At 73.8% G+C, this 17,686-nt stretch carries 15 protein-coding genes; all 15 read right to left on the reverse strand.

What is annotated here, in order from left to right; translation table 11 throughout:
- Nucleotides 1-30: 30 nt before the first annotated feature.
- Nucleotides 31-792 carry a hypothetical protein gene (locus tag C7Y72_RS17555; RefSeq protein WP_107570503.1) on the reverse strand — a complete coding sequence of 254 codons (762 nt, stop codon included), beginning with the start codon at nucleotides 790-792 and terminating at the stop codon, nucleotides 31-33.
- Entirely contained in the window at nucleotides 792-1,583 is a 792-nt protein-coding gene (locus C7Y72_RS17560; protein ID WP_107570504.1) for a hypothetical protein, read from the reverse strand. Before C7Y72_RS17560 ends, C7Y72_RS17555 begins: the two co-directional genes overlap by 1 nt.
- Nucleotides 1,584-2,088: 505 nt before the next feature.
- Entirely contained in the window at nucleotides 2,089-3,600 is a 1,512-nt protein-coding gene (gcvPB, locus tag C7Y72_RS17565; RefSeq protein ID WP_107570838.1) for an aminomethyl-transferring glycine dehydrogenase subunit GcvPB, read from the reverse strand.
- A 110-nt stretch (nucleotides 3,601-3,710) separates the two neighbouring features.
- Nucleotides 3,711-5,111 (reverse strand): aminomethyl-transferring glycine dehydrogenase subunit GcvPA, encoded by a 1,401-nt coding sequence (gene gcvPA, locus C7Y72_RS17570; RefSeq protein WP_107570505.1) that lies wholly within the window; start codon nucleotides 5,109-5,111, stop codon nucleotides 3,711-3,713.
- 31 nt (nucleotides 5,112-5,142) lie between these two features.
- Nucleotides 5,143-5,529 carry a glycine cleavage system protein GcvH gene (gene gcvH, locus C7Y72_RS17575; protein WP_107570506.1) on the reverse strand — a complete coding sequence of 129 codons (387 nt, stop codon included), beginning with the start codon at nucleotides 5,527-5,529 and terminating at the stop codon, nucleotides 5,143-5,145.
- A 49-nt stretch (nucleotides 5,530-5,578) separates the two neighbouring features.
- Nucleotides 5,579-6,658, reverse strand: coding sequence for a glycine cleavage system aminomethyltransferase GcvT (gene gcvT, locus C7Y72_RS17580; protein ID WP_107570507.1), 1,080 nt, complete (start codon nucleotides 6,656-6,658; stop codon nucleotides 5,579-5,581).
- Between the two features lie 100 nt (nucleotides 6,659-6,758).
- Nucleotides 6,759-7,844, reverse strand: a complete 1,086-nt coding sequence (gene ftsZ / locus C7Y72_RS17585) for a cell division protein FtsZ (RefSeq protein WP_107570508.1) — start codon at nucleotides 7,842-7,844, stop codon at nucleotides 6,759-6,761.
- Between the two features lie 221 nt (nucleotides 7,845-8,065).
- The gene (locus tag C7Y72_RS17590) at nucleotides 8,066-8,956 is read right to left on the reverse strand and encodes a cell division protein FtsQ/DivIB (RefSeq protein WP_107570509.1); all 891 of its coding nucleotides are present in this window, start codon (nucleotides 8,954-8,956) and stop codon (nucleotides 8,066-8,068) included.
- Nucleotides 8,957-9,028: 72 nt separating this feature from the next.
- Nucleotides 9,029-10,375 (reverse strand): UDP-N-acetylmuramate--L-alanine ligase, encoded by a 1,347-nt coding sequence (gene murC, locus C7Y72_RS17595; protein ID WP_107570510.1) that lies wholly within the window; start codon nucleotides 10,373-10,375, stop codon nucleotides 9,029-9,031.
- A gap of 11 nt (nucleotides 10,376-10,386) precedes the next feature.
- Nucleotides 10,387-11,460 (reverse strand): undecaprenyldiphospho-muramoylpentapeptide beta-N-acetylglucosaminyltransferase, encoded by a 1,074-nt coding sequence (gene murG / locus C7Y72_RS17600; RefSeq protein WP_107570511.1) that lies wholly within the window; start codon nucleotides 11,458-11,460, stop codon nucleotides 10,387-10,389.
- Entirely contained in the window at nucleotides 11,378-12,568 is a 1,191-nt protein-coding gene (locus C7Y72_RS17605) for an FtsW/RodA/SpoVE family cell cycle protein (RefSeq protein WP_158276915.1), read from the reverse strand. Before C7Y72_RS17605 ends, murG begins: the two co-directional genes overlap by 83 nt.
- Before the next feature lie 121 nt (nucleotides 12,569-12,689).
- A complete protein-coding gene (locus C7Y72_RS17610; protein ID WP_107570513.1) occupies nucleotides 12,690-13,931 on the reverse strand; it encodes a Mur ligase family protein in 1,242 nt (413 codons plus the stop codon).
- 13 nt (nucleotides 13,932-13,944) lie between these two features.
- Nucleotides 13,945-14,913, reverse strand: coding sequence for a phospho-N-acetylmuramoyl-pentapeptide-transferase (gene mraY / locus C7Y72_RS17615; RefSeq protein ID WP_107570514.1), 969 nt, complete (start codon nucleotides 14,911-14,913; stop codon nucleotides 13,945-13,947).
- The gene (locus C7Y72_RS17620; RefSeq protein ID WP_107570515.1) at nucleotides 14,913-16,250 is read right to left on the reverse strand and encodes a UDP-N-acetylmuramoyl-tripeptide--D-alanyl-D-alanine ligase; all 1,338 of its coding nucleotides are present in this window, start codon (nucleotides 16,248-16,250) and stop codon (nucleotides 14,913-14,915) included. Before C7Y72_RS17620 ends, mraY begins: the two co-directional genes overlap by 1 nt.
- Entirely contained in the window at nucleotides 16,243-17,679 is a 1,437-nt protein-coding gene (locus C7Y72_RS17625) for a UDP-N-acetylmuramoyl-L-alanyl-D-glutamate--2,6-diaminopimelate ligase (protein ID WP_107570516.1), read from the reverse strand. Before C7Y72_RS17625 ends, C7Y72_RS17620 begins: the two co-directional genes overlap by 8 nt.
- Between the last annotated feature and the right edge of the window lie 7 nt (nucleotides 17,680-17,686).

Raw genomic sequence — 17,686 nt, forward strand, 5'->3', positions numbered from 1 at the left:
GTGGTTCTCCTGATGGAGGTCTCGCCGCGGTTACCCGCCGACGACGACCTGACGCTTGACGGTGGTCACGACACGCGATCCCTGGGTGAGACGGACGGTCAGCGTGTACTTGCCCCGCGCGAGGCCGCGCGTGGTGGTGAGCGGGACGTCGACGGCGTAGCCGGGAAGCACCCGGACGGCCTGGATCGAGCCCGCGCGGCTTCCGGCGGCGTTCGTGAGCCGGAAGTCCCCGGTGACGGGGGTCGCGGTGTTGCCGGCGTTGCGGACCGCGAGCTGCAGCTGGCGCGAGCGGACGGCGACCTGCCCGCCCTGGAGCGCAAGGCGACGACGGGTCGCGGAGGGGTTGAGGCGCAGGGCGCCGATCAGCCGGTAGCTGACCTTCACCTGGCCCTTCTTCTGCCCCCGCGGCGTGGCGACGAACTCGACGTTGCCGTAGAGCGACCCCGCGGTCGGGACCTTGCTGAGGTCGACGCGGACCGTGCGCGAGCTCCGTGCGGGCATCGCGAAGGTCCGGGTGGAGAGCTTGATGCCGGAGAGCGTCCGGCGACGGTCGGGCGTCACTGCCCCTGTGCGGGCCTGCAGCCAGGGACGCGCCGCGACGCGGACGTCCACGGTCCGGCTGAGACCGTTGGTGATCGTGATCTGCCCCACGCGACCGCTGGTCGCCTGGCGCTCGATGACCGAAGGAGAGAGCGTCAATCCGGACGCCGCCCCCGCGTCCTGCCGCCCGAGAGCGAGCGGCAGGACGAAGGCGACGCCGGCGAGCCCGGTGAGGAGCTGCCGGCGATGCATTACGGCGTGCTCGTCGAGAGCGTGAACAGGACCGGCATCGCGTACTGGCCGGTGCGGATCGGCTCGTTCGGGACGATCGTCTGGGTGAACGTCACGCCGACCGACTTGTTGGTGACCGGGTCGTTGATCGACGCGATCTGGACCGGCGGGTCCGACTGCATCGACGCGTTGGTCACCGTGCCGGTGATCGTCGAGTCGACCGAGGTCGAGCTGATCGCAAGCGGGGTGTTGAGCTTGTACGGGCCCGTCGCCGCGCTGTTCTTCAGGAAGCCGCGGAACGCGTTGCCCGCGGGGCTGCCCGCGTCCTCAGCGGTCAGGAACGCCTGGTCGGCGGTCGAGACGATGTTGAGCGAGAGACCACCCGAGTACAGCTCGTTGGCCGAGCTGGTGTTCGGGCGGAACGCGCCGAAGCCCGAGTTCGTCAGGACGGTCGTGGCGCTGCCCGCGGACGGGGTGAGCGTGAGGACCGGCGCGACGTTGCCGACGACCGTGGTGGTCGCGGTGGTGCTCGTGCGGACGTCGTAGTTCACGACGAACGTGGACTGCGGGATGGTGGTCCCGTAGGACAGGATGATCGTGTGCGACCCGACGGAGCCGATGCCGGTCCCGTTGGTGGGCACGGCGATCGGGCTGGCGCCCTGCGGCACGCCGTCGATCGTGATCGACGCGTTGGTGCCGGTGAACTCGATCGAGCCCGCCGTGCCCTGGTTGACCAGGAAGTAGTCGTTGGTGCTCGGAGCATCCGTGACGTTCTTCAGCGTCACCGACGTGCCACTGGTGGGCGAGAACACGACATCGGCAGCGTTCGCAGCGGGCGCGAAAGAGCCCACGGCAACGAGTGCCGTCGCCGCGACGAACGCGCGGCGGAGATGAGACTTCATGAGATTCCTCTCGTCGGACCCTCCGGGCTGCGCCGATGTCGATGCACGCGGATTGCTGACCCGTGCACCTGACTTCCGTCCCCCGCCCCCGGCTGACCTATGGATGTTTGGACCTCCGGTCCGGGCCGCTCATCCTCGCGGTCCGAAACTGGAGATCCGGGTTATAGCGACTCGCGCCGACGTTCCACAAGTCCCGGTGGATTCCCTGCACGAAAACCTGGTCCGTCGGACGGGCCAGGTGTCTCGTATCGGACGCGCGGCGGGGGAATCGCACGTCCTGCGCGGGACGAATGACGCTCATGCACCGTGTCCCACCCCACACAACGACGTGATCCACAACGACCTCGACCGCCATTCGGCGGTCGAGGACTACGTCATATGTCGTGCGTACTTCTGCGCGCGCGAACGCGCCAGGTCAGGCCGGCAGCGGCTGCCGGATCACCGGCTGCTTCGCCGCGGCGGCCTCGTCCAGGCGGCGGACGGGCGTCGTGTACGGCGCGTTCTGCGCGATCGAGGGGTCCTCCTGCGCCTCGCGCAGGATCGCGACGACCGCGTCGGCGAACGCGTCGAGCGTCTCCTTGGTCTCCGTCTCGGTCGGCTCGATCATCAGCGCCTCGTCGACCAGCAGCGGGAAGTACACCGTCGGCGGGTGGAATCCGTGGTCCAGCAGCCGCTTGGCGAGATCGAGCGTCTTGATCCCGAGCTCCTTCTTCATCGGCGCGCCCGACAGGACGAACTCGTGCATGCAGCGCTCGCCGAAGCCGAGCGGGAGGTACTCCCTGACGCCCTCGGCCTGCAGGCGGGCCAGCAGGTAGTTCGCGTTCAGCACCGCGGTCTGCGACGCCTCCTTCAGCCCCTCCCCGCCCAGCGAGCAGATGTAGGAGTAGGAGCGCACGAAGCAGCCGTAGTTGCCCTGGAAGCCGCGCAGCCGCCCGATCGACTTCGCGCCGGGCGCCCCCTCGGGCAGGCCCTCGGCGACGAGGTCGAAGACCGGGCCGTCCGCGCTGTCGGTGCGACGGATCACCGGCGTGGGCAGGTACGGCGCGATCCGGTCGCTCACCGCGATCGGGCCGGAGCCGGGGCCGCCCCCGCCGTGCGGCTGCGTGAACGACTTGTGCAGGTTGTAGTGGACGATGTCGAAGCCCATGTCGCCCGGGCGCGACACGCCCATGACCGCGTTGAGGTTCGCGCCGTCGTAGTAGAGCGTCGCCCCGACCTCGTGGACGATCCGCGAGATCTCCTCGATGTTCGGGTCGAAGATCCCCAGCGTGTTGGGGTTCGTGAGCATCAGGCATGCGACGTCGCCGTCGGCCTTCGCGCGCAGGTCGTCGAGATCGACGCCGCCGTCGGCGTTGGTGCCGACCTTCACGACGGTGTAGCCCGCCATCGTCACGGTGGCCGGGTTGGTGCCGTGCGCGGTGTCCGGGGTCAGGACCTTCGTGCGGACCTCGCCGCGGTCCTCGTGGTAGGCGCGCGTGACGAGCAGGCCGGCGAGCTCCCCGTGCGAGCCGGCGGACGGCTGCAGGCAGACGTGCGGCAGACCGGCGACCTCCCCGAGCGCGCGCTCGAGGTTGTACATCAGCTCCAGCGCGCCCTGCGAGCGCGACGGGTGCTGCAGCGGGTGCAGCCGCGCGTGGCCGGGCAGGCCCGCGACGCGCTCGTGCAGCCGCGGGTTGTGCTTCATCGTGCACGAGCCGAGCGGGTAGAAGCCCGAGTCGAGGTCGAAGTTGCGGCGGCTGATGCGCACGTAGTGGCGCACGAGCTCCGGCTCGGACACCTCGGGCAGCCGCGGCGGCGCCATGCGGCGCAGGCCCGCGGGCAGGAGCTGCTGCGGGTCGACCTGCGGCACGTCGAGCTCCGGGCACGTGAACGCCCGGCGGCCGGGCGCGCCCTTCTCGAAGATCGTGACGACGCGGTCGCGCTGCATCGGCGTCTCCGCCGTGGGGACGGACGGCGCCGCGGGCGACGCGGTGCCCGCGTCGGTGCCGAGCTCGCCGTCGGCGAACTGGCTGGCGGTCTGGGCGGACGGCAGCTCGCTCATGCCGGGACCTCCGTGCTCGTCGTGGCGGTGGCTCGCTCGGCCGCCACGGCCTCCGCGAGGACCTCGGCGAGACGGTCGACCTGCTCGCGCGTGCGCTGCTCGGTCAGGGCGACGAGCAGGCCCGTCGGGTGCCCGCCCTCGTCGCGGCCGAGCGGGTAGCCGGGGTTGTAGCCCGCGGCGCAGCAGCGCGACACGACCCGCTCGACGCCCGCGAGGCCGTCGACGTCGAGGTCCAGCGCGAACTCGCGCACGACCGGCTGGTCGTGCAGCGTCGAGACGCCGTCGACCGCGGCGAGCGTCGTGCGCGCGTAGTGCGTGCGCTGCAGCAGCAGCTCGCCGAGCTCGACGATCCCCTGCCGGCCGAGCCAGCTCAGGTACACGACGCCGCCCAGGGCGTTGAGCGCCTGCGAGGTGCAGATGTTCGACGTCGCCTTCTCGCGGCGGATGTGCTGCTCGCGCGTCTGGAGCGTCAGCACGAAGCCGCGGCGGCCGTCGACGTCCTTCGTCTCGCCGGCGATGCGGCCGGGCATGCGGCGCAGGTAGGCCTCGGTGGCGCAGAAGAAGCCGAACGACGGGCCGCCGAAGTCGAGGCGGTTGCCGAGTGCCTGGCCCTCGCCGACCGCGACGTCGACGCCGCACTCGCCGGGCGGGGCGAGGATGCCGAGCGTGATCGGGTCGTACTGCCCGACGACGACCGCGGGCGAGTTCTTCGCCGCGTCGGCCAGCGCCTTGGCGTCCTCGACCGCGCCGAGGAAGTTCGGGTTCTGGAAGAACACGGCGCTCGTGTCCTCGTCGATCGCGGCGGCCCACGCCTGCGGGTCGGTGACGCCGTCCTTCAGCGGCACGTCGACGACCTCGATCCCGTAGCCGACGGCGAGCGTGCGCAGCGTCTGCGCGGAGTGCGGGTGCAGCCCGGCGCTGACGACGAAGCGGCCCTTGCCGTTGGCGAGCTTCGCCAGGTAGCCGGCGGCCGCGACCGCGGACGGCCCCTCGTAGACCGACGCGTTGGAGACCGGCAGGCCGGTCAGCTCGGTCATCGCGGTCTGGTACTCGAACATCACCTGCAGGCCGCCCTGGCTGATCTCCGGCTGGTAGGGCGTGTACGGCGTGAGGAACTCCGAGCGGCTCATCAGCATGTCGATGAGCGCCGGCACGTAGTGGTCGTACATGCCCGCCCCGAGGAACGTGACCTCGTCCTCGGCGGAGACGTTCTTGCGGGCGAGCTCGAGCAGGTGCGCGTACACGTCCTGCTCGGGCAGGCCCGCAGGGAGGTCCAGGCCGCCGTCCAGGCGCACCCCTTCCGGGATGCCGGCGAAGAGCTCGTCGATCGAGCCCACGCCGATCGCCGCGAGCATCTCGCGGAGGTCGTCGGGGGTGGTGCTGATGTAGCTGCTCACAGGCGGTCTGTCCCTCGGGTGCGTCGGGTTCTCAGGAGAGCGTCGCGACGTAGGCGTCGCGGTCCAGCAGGGCGTCCTTCTCGGCGGGGTCGGAGAGGCGGACCTTCACCATCCACCCGGCGCCGTACGGGTCCTCGTTGACCGCCTCGGGCGTGTCGCCGAGCGCCTCGTTGACCTCGACGACCTCGCCGCTCAGCGGGGCGATGACGTCGGAGACGGCCTTCACGGACTCCACCTCGGTGTACGGCTCACCGGCCGTCACGGTGCTTCCGACCGCGGGCGCCTCGAAGAAGACGACCTCGCCGAGGGCGTCCTGGGCGAACCAGGTGATGCCGAAGGTGGCGACGTCCCCGTCGATCTGGGCCCAGTCGTGCTCGGGGTGGTACAGCAGGCCCTCGGGGTAGCTCGCGTCGGCCATGGTGGTGGTCTCTCTCCTCGTGTGTGGCGGGTCGGTGCGGCTGCGGAGGCTACGCGGCCGGTCGGGCGTACAGGGGCTTGGCGGACACGACGGCCTGCCGGGTCCGGCCGCGGACGTCGATCTCCAGCGCGGTGCCGACCTCGGCGAGGCCGGCGGGCACGTAGGCCATGCCGACGCCGACCTCCAGCGAGGGCGACATCGTGCCGCTGGTGACCTCTCCCCCGCCGAGCACCGGGTTGCCCTGGCGGGCGATGCCCCGGTCGGTGATCGTGAACGCGACGAGCCGCTCGGCGGGACCCTCGGCGCGGACGCGCGCGACCGCCTCGGCGCCGATGAAGCCGGTCTCCTCCTTGCAGGCCCAGCCCAGGCCGGCCTCGATCGGCCCGCGCTCCTCCATGAGGTCGTTGCCGTAGAGGTGGAAGCAGACCTCCAGGCGCAGCGTGTCGCGGGCCGCGAGCCCGGCGGGCACGGCGCCGCGTCGCACGACCTGGTCCCACACGTCGGCGACGACCTCGGGGGCGCAGAGGATCTCGACCCCGTCCTCCCCGGTGTAGCCGGTGCCGCAGACGAGCGCGTGGTGGCCGGCCAGGCGCGCCGAGCCCGCGGTCATCCGGGACGGCAGCGGGCCGTCGGCGACCGCCTGCACGATCTCGCGCGCGAGCGGGCCCTGCACGGCGATCATCGCGTGCTGGTCGGCCTGGTCCTCGACGGCGACGTCGGGGAACTCGCGGGCCTGCTCCTGGAACCACGCGAGGTCCTTCTCGTGGTTCGCGGCGTTGGTGACCGTCAGGTAGGTGTCGGGCGCCAGCCGGTAGGTGAAGAGGTCGTCCAGGACGCCGCCGTCCTCCTTGCACAAGAGGCTGTACTGGGCGCCGCCGACCGCGATCTTCTCGACGTCGTTGGAGAGCACGCGCTGCAGGAACGCGAGCGCCTGCGGACCGGAGGTCTTGATCTGCCCCATGTGGGAGACGTCGAACACCCCGGCGGCGGTCCGCACCGCGTGGTGCTCCTCCTTGATCCCGGCGTACTGCACCGGCATCTCCCAGCCCGCGAACGGGACGATCTTCGCCCCCGCGGCGACGTGGGTCTCGTAGAGCGGGGTGCGCCTGAGGGTCTGCGCCTGGGTCACCCGCTCCACGGTATCGGAGAGCGCCTCGACGGCTTGTCGAGCGGGCGCCGCCGCGCGGTCCGGGGGGCGCCCTCGTGGCGCGCCCCCGGTCGGGCGGTGGCTAGCGCAGGAACGGCGGGATGTCGATGTCGTCGTCGCTGATCTCCAGCGACGAGCGCTCGACGCGCGGCGAGCGGTCCTTCGTGGTGCGCTCGGCGCGCTTGGAGGTCTCCTCGCGCGCGGTGCGCGGGCGGGCGCGGCCGTGGTCGAAGCCGGTGGCGATGACGGTCACGCGGACCTCGTCGCCCATGCGCTCGTCGATGACGGAGCCGAAGATGATGTTCGCGTTGGGGTCGGCGGCGCCCTGGACGATCTCGGCGGCCTCGTTGACCTCGAAGAGGCCGAGCTCGTGCCCACCGGTGATGTTCAGCAGGATGCCGGTGGCGCCCTCGACGCTGTCCTCGAGCAGCGGGCTGGAGATCGCCGCCTTCGCGGCGTCGCCGGCGCGGTTCTCGCCGCCGGAGGTGCCGATGCCCATGAGCGCGGACCCGGCGTCGGCCATGATCGTGCGGACGTCGGCGAAGTCGAGGTTGATGAGACCGGGGATCGTGATCAGGTCGGTGATGCCCTGGACGCCCTGGCGCAGCACGTTGTCGGCCTCGCGGAACGCCTCGATGATCGTCGTGCGGCGCTCGACGATGCCGAGCAGCTTCTCGTTCGGGATGACGATGAGCGTGTCGACGACCTCGCGCAGGCGGGCGATGCCCTCCTCCGCCTGGCGCATCCGCTGGGAGCCCTCGAAGGAGAACGGCTTGGTGACGACGCCGACGGTGAGCGCACCGATCTCGTTCTTGGCGATCTCGGCGATGACGGGCGCGGCGCCGGTGCCGGTGCCGCCGCCCTCGCCCGCGGTGACGAAGACCATGTCGGCGCCCTTCAGCGCCTCCTTGATGTCGTCGCGCGACTCGGCCGCGGCGCCGAAGCCCACGTCGGGGTTGGCGCCGGCGCCCAGGCCCCGGGTCAGGTCGTGCCCGATGTTGAGCTTGATGTCGGCGTCGCACATCTGCAGCGCCTGCGCGTCCGTGTTGGCCGCGATGAACTCGACGCCACGAAGGCCCGCGTCGACCATGCGGTTGACCGCGTTGGTCCCACCACCGCCGACGCCGACGACCTTGATGACCGCGAGATAGCTGCCGCTGCTGTCCATGTAAGAAAATTCCGTCCGACTCTGGAGGGACACTTGAGAGTTTGGTGTTCTGTCCCCCGCTTGGGGGCACGCACGGTACGCGCGCCCTTTGCGTGGTGTCAACGGGAATCCTACCCCGCAATGGGCATTGCATGACGGCCAACCCTCGACCTGAGCAGGAGATTTCCGGCTCGGCCGAGACTCGACCTGAAGTTGAGGGTTGAGGTGGGCGTGGCCGCCGGTTAGGGCGTCACCCCGTCGGTCGGGCTCGGCCCCGGGGCGGCCGCGCCGGTCGCCCCGGCCGCGCCGGTCACCGCCGCGCCGGGCGCCGTCGCCCCCGCCTCGAGGGTCTGCTGCTGCTGGGCGGCGACCTGCTCGAGGCCCCCGGCCGTCGGCCGCTCCGGCAGCCGGACGTCGAGGTAGGTCGCCCCGCGCGAGCTCGGGTCGGCGAGCACGCGGGCGACCGCCGCCCACTTCGCGGCGATCCGCTCGGTCGTGCCGAGGTAGAGCGCCGGCCCGGCGGTCAGCCGGACGGTCAGGCCACGCGGCCCGACGAAGACCTTGGAGAACGTCTCCCGCAACGGCGCGGGCGCGGCGCCCAGGGCGGCGACCACGCGGGCCGTCTGCCCGGCCGGGACACGGTCGCCGGCGGGCGGGGTGCGCAGCGGCAGCACCGGCAGGCCCTTGGCGTTGGAGCCGCGCAGCAGCGTGCCGTCGCTCGCGACCGGGACGCGTCGCCCGTCGACCCCCACGGCGGCGACCGGCACGTGCTCGACCACGTCGATGCGCAGCCCGTGCGGGAAGTCCGGGGTGGCGCGCACGTCCTTGACGATCGGGTACGGCGCGACCGCGGTGCGCAGCGCGTCGACGTCCACGTGCAGCGTCGTCATGTCCTGCGCAGCGGACTGCAGCGCCCCACGGATCCGCTCCCCCTCGCGACCGGCGACCCCGGTGACCTCGACGTCGCGGACGGCGACGAGACTCGACTCGCGGACGATCAGGAACGTCGCGACGACGAGCCCGGCGACCGCGAGCACGGCGAGCAGGCGCCGGCGCGCGTGCGGGCTGCGCGGCGCGACCGGACGGGCCGCCGGCACGCGCAGGCGCGGCAGCGGGATGGAGCGGGCACTCACGACTCGGCGTTCGCCGCGCGGACGGCAACTCCTCCCCGCGGTGGACGCCCGGGCGACCCGGCGCGCGGGCGGTCAGGCCACCAGCGCGCGCCCGAGGGCGTCGACGTCACCGGCGCCCATGACGACGCAGAGGTCGCCCGGGCGCAGCAGCGCGCCGACGACGCGCTCGGCGTCGGCCAGCGACGGCAGCCAGTGGACCGGCATGCCCGGCCGGGCGTCGCAGGCGGCCTGCGCGATCAACAGGCCGGTGATCCCCGGGAAGTCCTCCTGGACCTCGCGCGCCGGGTAGATCGGCACGACCGCGGCGACGTCCGCCAGCGCCAGCGCCGCCCCGAACTCGCGGTGCAGCTGCTGCGTGCGGCTGAACAGGTGCGGCTGGAAGACCGCGACGACCCGGGAGCCGTAGGAGCGCGCCGCCTCGAGCGTCGCCCGGACCTCGGTCGGGTGGTGCGCGTAGTCGTCGATCACCGGCACCCCGAGCGCGGTCTCCCCCAGCCGGTCGAAGCGCCGGCCCGCGCCGCGGAAGGTCGCGAGCGCGGCGACCGCCTGCGCCTCGTCGGCCCCCGCCAGGCGGCAGGCCTCCAGCGCCGCGACCGCGTTGCGCGCGTTGTGCTCGCCCGGCACCGCCAGCGTCACCTCGTGGCCGCGCCAGGCGAAGCGGCTGCCGCCTGGCACGAGCGTCACGTCCGTGGCGTCGAACGGGACGACCGGTGTCCCGGGGTCGCGCAGCTCGAGCAGGTCGGGACGGTCCCAGATCACCGCCTGCGGCGGGCCGTCCAGCAGCTCGCGGAAGACCTCCCGGACCTCCTGCAGCGACCCGTAGGTGGCGTGGTGGTCCAGCTCGACGTTCGTGACGACGGCGACGTCGACGTCCAGGCGCAGCATCGAGCGGTCCGACTCGTCGGCCTCGACGACCAGCCAGCCGTCACCCGCGGGCCAGTCGGCGTGCAGGCCGGTCGTCGTGAGCGCCCCGCCGATCAGGTACGCCGGGTCCGGGCCGTCGACGGCCAGCAGCACGTGCGCGGCCATCGACGTCGTCGTCGTCTTGCCGTGCGCCCCGGCGATCGCGAGCGTCCGGCGCAGCGCGCTCAGCTCGGCCAGCAGCTCGGCACGCGGCACCGCGCGCAGCCCGCGCTCGCGGGCGGCGGCGCGCTCGGGGTTGTCCGCCGGGACCGCCGAGGAGTAGACGACCTCGACGTCGTCCCCCGCCGGGACGTTGGCGGCGTCGTGGCCGACGTGGACGTCCACCCCCAGCTCGCGCAGGCCCGGCAGCTGCGGGCCCTCCGCGCGGTCGCTGCCGCTGACGCGCGCGCCGAGCTGGGCGCAGACGCGGGCGTAGCCGCTCATGCCGGCGCCACCCACCCCGATGAGGTGCAGGCGGCGGTGGGACCAGGGACCGTCGGGGCGGGACGCGGGCATCGCGCCGCAGCCTACGACGCGCGGGCGGCGGCCAGCACCTCGGCCGCGATCGCGGCGGCCGCGTCCGGGCGGGCCAGCCCGGCCGACGCGGCGGCCATCGCCGCGAGCCGGTCGCGGTCGGCCAGCAGCGCGTCGACCTCGCGGCGCAGCCGGTCGGCGTCGAGCTCGGCGTCGGGGACGAGGACCGCGGCGCCCCCGTCGACCATCCAGCGGGCGTTGCCGGTCTGGTGGTCGGCGGCCGCGTGCGGGTAGGGCACGAGCACCGCGGGCCGCCCCGCCGCCGCGACCTCGAAGACCGAGCCGCCCGACCGGGCGACGCACAGGTCGCAGGCCAGCAGCGCCTCGCCGAAGCCGTCGATGTACGGGCGCAGGTCGTAGTGCGCCGGCGCGGGATCGCCCAGGCGGGCGGCGAGGTCGTCATGGTCGCGCCGGCCGGCCGCGTGGAGGACCCGCAGGCCGGCGGGCGCCGCCGTCCCGTACGCGCCGATCGTCGCCTCGTTGAGGCTGCGGGCGCCCAGCGACCCGCCGAACACGAGCAGGCACGTGTCCCCGTCGGCCAGGCCGAAGCGGGCGCGCGCCGCGGCCCGGTCGGTGGCGGGCGGCGGCACCGGACGGCCGGTCACGCGGTAGCGGTCACCCTCCCGTCCGGGCAGCGGGAAGGCCAGGCAGACCCGGGTCGCGCGTCCGGCGAGCAGGCGGTTGGTCAGGCCCAGGTGGCTGTCGGCCTCGGTGAGGACGAGCGGCAGCTTCGCGCGCAGCGCGGCCGCGCCGACCGGGCCGGCCACGTAGCCGCCGCCGCCCATCACGACGTCCGGGCGCTCCTCGCGCAGGATCCGTCGCGCCGCGCGCAGCGCCCCCGCCGCACGACCGACCGCGCGCGCGGCCTTCAGCGGGTTGGAGCGGCTGATGCCCTCGACGTGGATGCGGTGCAGCCGGTACCCGGCGGCGGGCACCAGCTCGGCCTCCGCGCGGTCCCCGCCGACGAACGCGACCTCCGCGCCCTCAGCCCGCAGCGCGTCGGCGACCGCCAGCGCCGGCACCACGTGCCCCGCTGTCCCGCCGGCGGCGATCACGACCTTCGTCACGGTCGTCCATCCTCGGTCGGCGGCGGGGAGCCTGGCGGGCGCGCAGCCCGGTCGTCCCCCCGCTCGCGATGTTCAGCAGCAGGCCCATCGAGGCCAGGACGGTCCACAGGCTCGTGATCCCGTAGGAGACGAACGGCAGCGTGACGCCGGTGATCGGCGCCAGCCCGAGGACCGTGAAGATGTTCAGGCAGGCCTGGCCGAGCACCATCGCCGTGATGCCCGCGGCCAGGAGCTTGGCGCCCGGGTCCCGCGCCATCTTCGCCACGCGCAGGCCCGCGTAGCCGATGACGCCGAAGAGGAAGAGGATCCCGGCGATCCCGGCGATCCCGAGCTCCTCGCCGATGATCGCGAGGATGAAGTCGGTGTGCGCCTCGGGCAGGTAGTAGATCTTCTGCACCGACTGGCCGAGCCCGAGCCCGAAGAAGCCGCCGGATCCGAGCGCGATCTGTCCCTGGACCGACTGGAAGCCGGTGGTCCCCGCGGTGTCCCAGGGGTCGAGGAAGCTCGTGAGGCGCGCGCGGCGGTAGTCCGCCGACAGCGCGTAGAGCAGCGCCAGGAAGCCCGCGACCGCGACCACGACAAGCAGCCAGCGCACGGGCACGCCCGCGGCGACGAGCACCGCCGCGACCGTGAACGACACGACGATCGCGGTCCCGAGGTCGGGCTGGCTGGCGATCAGCAGCAGCAGCGGGCCGGCGACGACCGCGAGCGGCATGAGCTCGCGCGGGTGCTGCGGCGGGCCCGGCTTCACCGCGAGCATCCGCACCGCGTAGAGGATCAGCGCGAGCTTCGTGAGCTCCGACGGCTGGAACGTCAGCGGCCCGACGCCCAGCCACGACTGCGCGCCGCCGCCGCTGACGCCCAGCGGCGTGCGGACCGCGAGCAGGCAGACGAAGCAGAAGATCAGCAGGCCCGGGGTGAACGCGAGGATGCGCGGCAGCGAGGCGCGCGACAGCACGGTCAGGCCGACGAACCCGAGCGTCCCGAACACGAGGTACTTCACGAGGTAGGAGGTGCCGTCGCCGTGGCCCTCCAGGAGCGTGGTGGCCGACGAGGCGCTGAAGACCATGACGGCGCCCGCGGCGAGCAGGCACAGCGTCGCCGTCATCAGGAGGTTGTACTCCAGGGGGTGCGCAGGGGTCCTGCGCTTCGCGGTGGCGGCGACGCGACGCATCCGGACCTCTGTTCGCCGCGGCGTGACGGGTCCCTCCCGCCGCGGACGGTGTTCGCTACGGGTGGCGCGCGGCCACGAGCGCCGCGAAGTGCCGGCCGCGCTCCTCGAAGTCCCGGTACTGCCCGAAGCTCGCGCACGCCGGGGACAGCAGGACGACCTCGCCCGGACGGGCGAGCGCGGCCGCGGCGGCGACCGCGCGCTCGAGGTCGCCGCGGTCCTCGCCGCGGCCGAGCGCGTCGCGCAGGCGCCCCGCGGCGGCCCCGACCAGCTGGACCGAGGCGGCCTTCGCGGCGACCGGGGCGCGCAGCGGGCCGAAGTCCTCCTGCTTGGCGTCGTCGCCGCCGAGGATCAGGTGCAGCGGGACGTCGAACGCGGCGAGCGCGGTCAGGGCCGACTCGACGTTCGTCGCCTTGGAGTCGTTGACGAACCGCACGCCGCCGACGGGCGGGAGCTCCTGCAGGCGGTGCTCGACCCCCGCGAAGGTCACGAGCGCCTGGGCGATCGCCTCCTCGGGGATGCCGCGCGCGCGGCACGCGGCGGTGACCGCCCGGGCGTTGACCCGGTTGTGGGCGCCCTGCAGCGCCGGCTCGGCGGGCAGCTCGACGAGGTCGAGGTCGATCGCCGCGCCGTCGCCGGGGAGCGGCAGCAGCGCCCCGGGGGCGATCGCCGTGTCGGCCGCGTGCTGGCGGGCGAACATGCCGTGGCGCTTGGCGTCCCGGTAGGCGTCGACCGTGCCGTGCCAGTTCAGGTGGTCGCTGCCGAGGTTCAGCAGGATCCCGACGTCGGGACGGAACGCGAGCGTGTCGTGCAGCTGGTAGCTCGAGCACTCCGCGATGACGGTGGCGCCCGGCTCGTGCGCGTCGATCAGCGAGGTGTACGCGGTCCCGACGTTCCCGACGACGTGCACCGGCCGGCCGGCGACCCGGTGCGCGTGGCCGAGCCACTCCGACACCGTGGTCTTGCCGTTGGTGCCGGTCACCGCGACGACGTCGAGCGGGACGAGCCGCCAGCCGAGCTCGAGCTCCCCCAGCACGGGGATGCCGCGCTCGCGGGCGGCGGCGACGACCGGGGCGTGCGGCGGCACCCCGGGGGACTTCACGACCGCGCCGATGCCGTGCGCGTCGAGCAGCGCGAGCCCGTCGCTGCCGTCGTGGACCGGGAACCCGGGGTCGGCGGGCAGCTCGGGCCGCCCGCTGTCGACGCCGACGACCGCGTGCCCGGCGGCGACCAGGGCGCGCCCGGCGGCGAGGCCCGAGCGGGCCAGGCCGACGACGAGGTACGGGCCGGGAGGCAGCACGGGCGCGGCGCGGCTAGGCGACGGACTGCTGGTAGATCGTGAAGCCGATCGCCGCGCAGACCGACGCGATGATCCAGAACCGCAGGATGATCTTCGTCTCCGACCAGCCCGCCATCTCGAAGTGGTGGTGGATCGGGGCCATCAGGAAGACGCGCTTGCGGAAGTTCTGGAACCAGAACACCTGGATGATCACGCTCAGCGCCTCGACGACGAAGATGCCGCCGAGCAGCACGAGCAGCTCCTCGGTCTTCGTCATCACCGCGAGCCCCGCGACCGCGCCGCCGAGGCCGAGCGACCCGGTGTCCCCCATGAACACCGTGGCGGGGAAGGCGTTGTACCAGAGGAACCCGATGCAGGCCCCGACCACGCAGCCGCACAGCAGCGCCAGGTCCTCCTGGCCGCTGGTGATGAACGTGATGCCCAGGTAGGCGAGCATCACGATCGCGACGCAGCCGGCCGCGAGACCGTCGAGGCCGTCGGTGAGGTTGACCGCGTTGGTCGTGCCCGCCACCACGAGGTAGATGAGCACCGGGTAGAAGACCCCGAGGTCGATCGTGGCGTCCAGCGACCGCAGGCGCAGGGTCGGCGGCAGGTCGGCCAGCTCGACGGCGACGAACCACAGCAGCAGCGAGATGCCGATCGTGACGATGAGCTTCCACCGTCCCCGCAGGCCCAGGGAGCGACGCTGGAAGATCTTCTGGGCGTCGTCCGCGAAGCCGAGCATGGCCGAGAGGATCGCGACGCCGAACACGCCGATCGAGCGCCAGTCGTAGTCGCTGAGGATCAGGAACGGGACGCTGATGGCGGCGAAGATGATGACGCCGCCCATCGTCGGCGTGCCCGCCTTGGCGTGGTGGCCGGCCGGGCCCTCCTCGCGGATGTGCTGGCCGAACTGGCGGCGGCGCATCCCGGCGATGAACCGGGGGCTGAGGAAGACGCAGATGAGCAGCGCGGCGGTACCGCCGATGAGGATCTCGCCCATCAGCGCGCCCCGTCCGCGGGGGGCCGGGCCGCGCGCAGCGCGGCGCTGACGGCCTCCAGTCCGACGCCGCGCGACGCCTTCACGAGCACGGTGTCCCCGTCCTGCACGAGCGTCGGCACGAGCCGCGCGGCCTGCTCGGCGTCCTCGACGGACTGCACGGCGCCCAGGCCGGAGCCGGCGCCCAGGTAGGCGGCCAGCGGTCCGACGGTGACGAGGACGTCGACCCCGACGTCGCGGGCGTGCACGCCGAGCTCGCTGTGGAAGCGGCCGCCGTCGGGGCCGAGCTCGAGCATGTCGCCGAGCACGGCGACCTTGCGGCCGGGCGCCGTCGCGGCGAGGTCGTCCAGGGCGGCGCGCATCGACATCGGGTTGGCGTTGTAGCAGTCGTCCACGACGACGACGCCGCCCTGCAGGCGCTCGCGCTGGCCGCGCATGGCGCTGAGCGCGACGTCGACCTCGCCCGCGGGCTCGACCCCGGCGGCGCGCGCGGCGGCGGCCGCGGCGAGCGCGTTGCGCGCCATGTGCGCCGAGGTGAGCGGCTGACCGGCGGACAGCAGCGTGACGCCGGGGAGCTCGGTGACGTCGCCGCCCGACCCGAACCGCACCACGTGCAGGTCGTCGCGCAGGTGGGGCTCCAACAGCGGCTCGTCGGCGGGCACGATCGCGGTGCCCCCGGGACGCAGGCCGTCCAGCAGCTCGGCCTTCGCGCGGGCGATCGCGCCGATCGACCCGAGCAGCTCGAGGTGGACGGGCCCGATGTTCGTGACGATCGCGATGTCCGGCTCCGCGATCCGCGCGAGCTCGGCGATCTGGCCGGGGCCGCGCATCGCCATCTCGAGCACGAGGACCTCGGTGCCGTGCGGCGCCGACAGGACCGTCAGCGGCAGCCCGATCTCGGTGTTGAGGTTCTGGCTGGTGGCGGTGACGCGCCGGCCCGCGGCCCGCAGCATCGCGGCGAGCACGTCCTTCGTGGAGGTCTTGCCGGTCGAGCCGGTGACGCCGATGACGACGGCGGCGAGCTGGCGCCGCCACGCGGTCGCGAGGCGCTGCAGCGCCGCGAGCGGATCCTCGGCGGCGAGCACGACCCCACCGGTGCCGGGCGGCAGGCTGTCGGCGTGCCGGGGCTCGACGAGCACGCCCCAGGCGCCCGCCTCCAGGGCGGTGGCGGCGAAGTGGCCGCCGTCGACCCGCTCGCCCGCGATCCCGACGAACAGGTCGCCGGGACCGACGCCGCGCGAGTCGATGACGACGCGGGTGGGGCCGTCGCCCGCGGACTGCGGCTCGCGCAGGTGCGCGCCCGCCGCGTCGGCGATCCACTGGGGTGATCGGTCAAGCATCGCGCAGCGCCTCCCGGGCCACCGTGACGTCGTCGAACGGGATCTTCTCGCCCCCGGCCAGCTCCTGCCCCTGCTCGTGGCCCTTGCCCGCGACGACGACGACGTCGCCGGTGCGGGCGGCGCCGATCGCGTGGGCGATCGCGGCGCGGCGGTCCTCGATGACGACGGCGTCGTCGCGCTCGATCCCGGCGGTGATGTCCGCGAGGATCGCCTGCGGGTCCTCCGAGCGCGGGTTGTCGCTCGTGACCACGACGACGTCGGCGAGGCGCGCGGCGATCTCCCCCATCAGCGGCCGCTTCGCGCGGTCGCGGTCACCGCCGGCCCCGAAGACGCAGAGGACGCGGTGCCCGCCGGCGAGCCCGCGCGCGGCGGCGAGCACGTTCTCCAGCGCGTCGGGGGTGTGCGCGTAGTCGACGAGCACGCCGAAGTCCTGCCCCTCGTCGACCGGCTCGAAGCGGCCCGGGACGCGGCCGAACGCCGCGAGGCCGTCGGCGATGACCTCGTCCGGCACGCCGTGCGCGCGCACGGCGGCGATCGCGCACAGCGCGTTGAGGACGTTGAAGCGGCCGGGCAGCGACAGCGACCAGGAGCGGCCCGCGGCGGTGAAGGTCGTGCCCGTGACGCGGCTGACGACGTCGGTGGCGCGCAGCGACGCGTCCTCGCGGTCGATCCCGACCGTCACGACGCCCGGGAGGTCGGCGGCGAGGCGGGCGCCCCACGGGTCGTCGACGTTGACGACCGCGGTCGCGGGCGGGCGGCCGGCGGGCGAGACGGGGACGAACAGCTCGCGCTTGGCGGCGAAGTAGTCGTCCATGTCGGGGTGGAAGTCGAGGTGGTCCTGCGTGAGGTTCGTGAAGACCGCGACGTCCCAGTGGATCGCGTCGGCGCGCCGCAGCCGCAGCGCGTGCGAGCTGACCTCCATGACGCAGGCCGCGTCGCCGCCGTCGAGCATCGCCGCGAACGTGCGCTGCAGGTCGATCGCCTCCGGCGTGGTGCGCACCGACGCCGTCTCCTGCCCGCCGACGACCTGGGTGACCGTGCCGAGCATGCCGGTGGCGGTGCCCGCGTGCTCCAGCAGCGCGCGGACGAGGTGCGCCGTCGTGGTCTTGCCGTTCGTGCCGGTGATGCCGGTCGTGCGCAGGCGCGCGGTCGGGTCGCCGTGCAGCCGGGCGGCGGCCGGCGCCATCGCGGCGCGCACGTCGGGGACGACGACCTCGGGGACCCCGAGGCCCAGCGGCCGCTGCACGACGAGCGCCGCCGCGCCCCGGGCGACGGCGTCCGGGGCGAAGTCGTGCCCGTCGCGGGTGAACCCGGGCACGCAGAAGAACACGGTCCCGGGGGTGACCGTGCGGTTGTCGTAGGCGAGTGCGCTCACCTCGACGTGCGGGGCGTCGCGGGCGGCGTCGCCGATCACCTCGCGCAGCGTCATGCGTCGG

It is taken from the genome of Paraconexibacter algicola (genome assembly GCF_003044185.1).
In the GTDB taxonomy this organism is placed as follows: Bacteria; Actinomycetota; Thermoleophilia; order Solirubrobacterales; family Solirubrobacteraceae; genus Paraconexibacter; species Paraconexibacter algicola.

Excerpts from the sequence above, each read along its gene's own strand:
- C7Y72_RS17555 (WP_107570503.1), bottom strand. The coding sequence starts at position 792 with ATGCATCGCCGGCAGCTCCTCACCGGGCTCGCCGGCGTCGCCTTCGTC.
- gcvPB (WP_107570838.1), bottom strand. The coding sequence starts at position 3,600 with ATGCAGCGCGACCGCGTCGTCACGATCTTCGAGAAGGGCGCGCCCGGC.
- gcvH (WP_107570506.1), bottom strand. The coding sequence starts at position 5,529 with ATGGCCGACGCGAGCTACCCCGAGGGCCTGCTGTACCACCCCGAGCAC.
- ftsZ (WP_107570508.1), bottom strand. The coding sequence starts at position 7,844 with ATGGACAGCAGCGGCAGCTATCTCGCGGTCATCAAGGTCGTCGGCGTC.
- murC (WP_107570510.1), bottom strand. The coding sequence starts at position 10,375 with ATGCCCGCGTCCCGCCCCGACGGTCCCTGGTCCCACCGCCGCCTGCAC.
- C7Y72_RS17605 (WP_158276915.1), bottom strand. The coding sequence starts at position 12,568 with ATGACGGCGACGCTGTGCCTGCTCGCCGCGGGCGCCGTCATGGTCTTC.
- mraY (WP_107570514.1), bottom strand. The coding sequence starts at position 14,913 with ATGGGCGAGATCCTCATCGGCGGTACCGCCGCGCTGCTCATCTGCGTC.
- C7Y72_RS17620 (WP_107570515.1), bottom strand. The coding sequence starts at position 16,250 with ATGCTTGACCGATCACCCCAGTGGATCGCCGACGCGGCGGGCGCGCAC.
- C7Y72_RS17625 (WP_107570516.1), bottom strand. The coding sequence starts at position 17,679 with ATGACGCTGCGCGAGGTGATCGGCGACGCCGCCCGCGACGCCCCGCAC.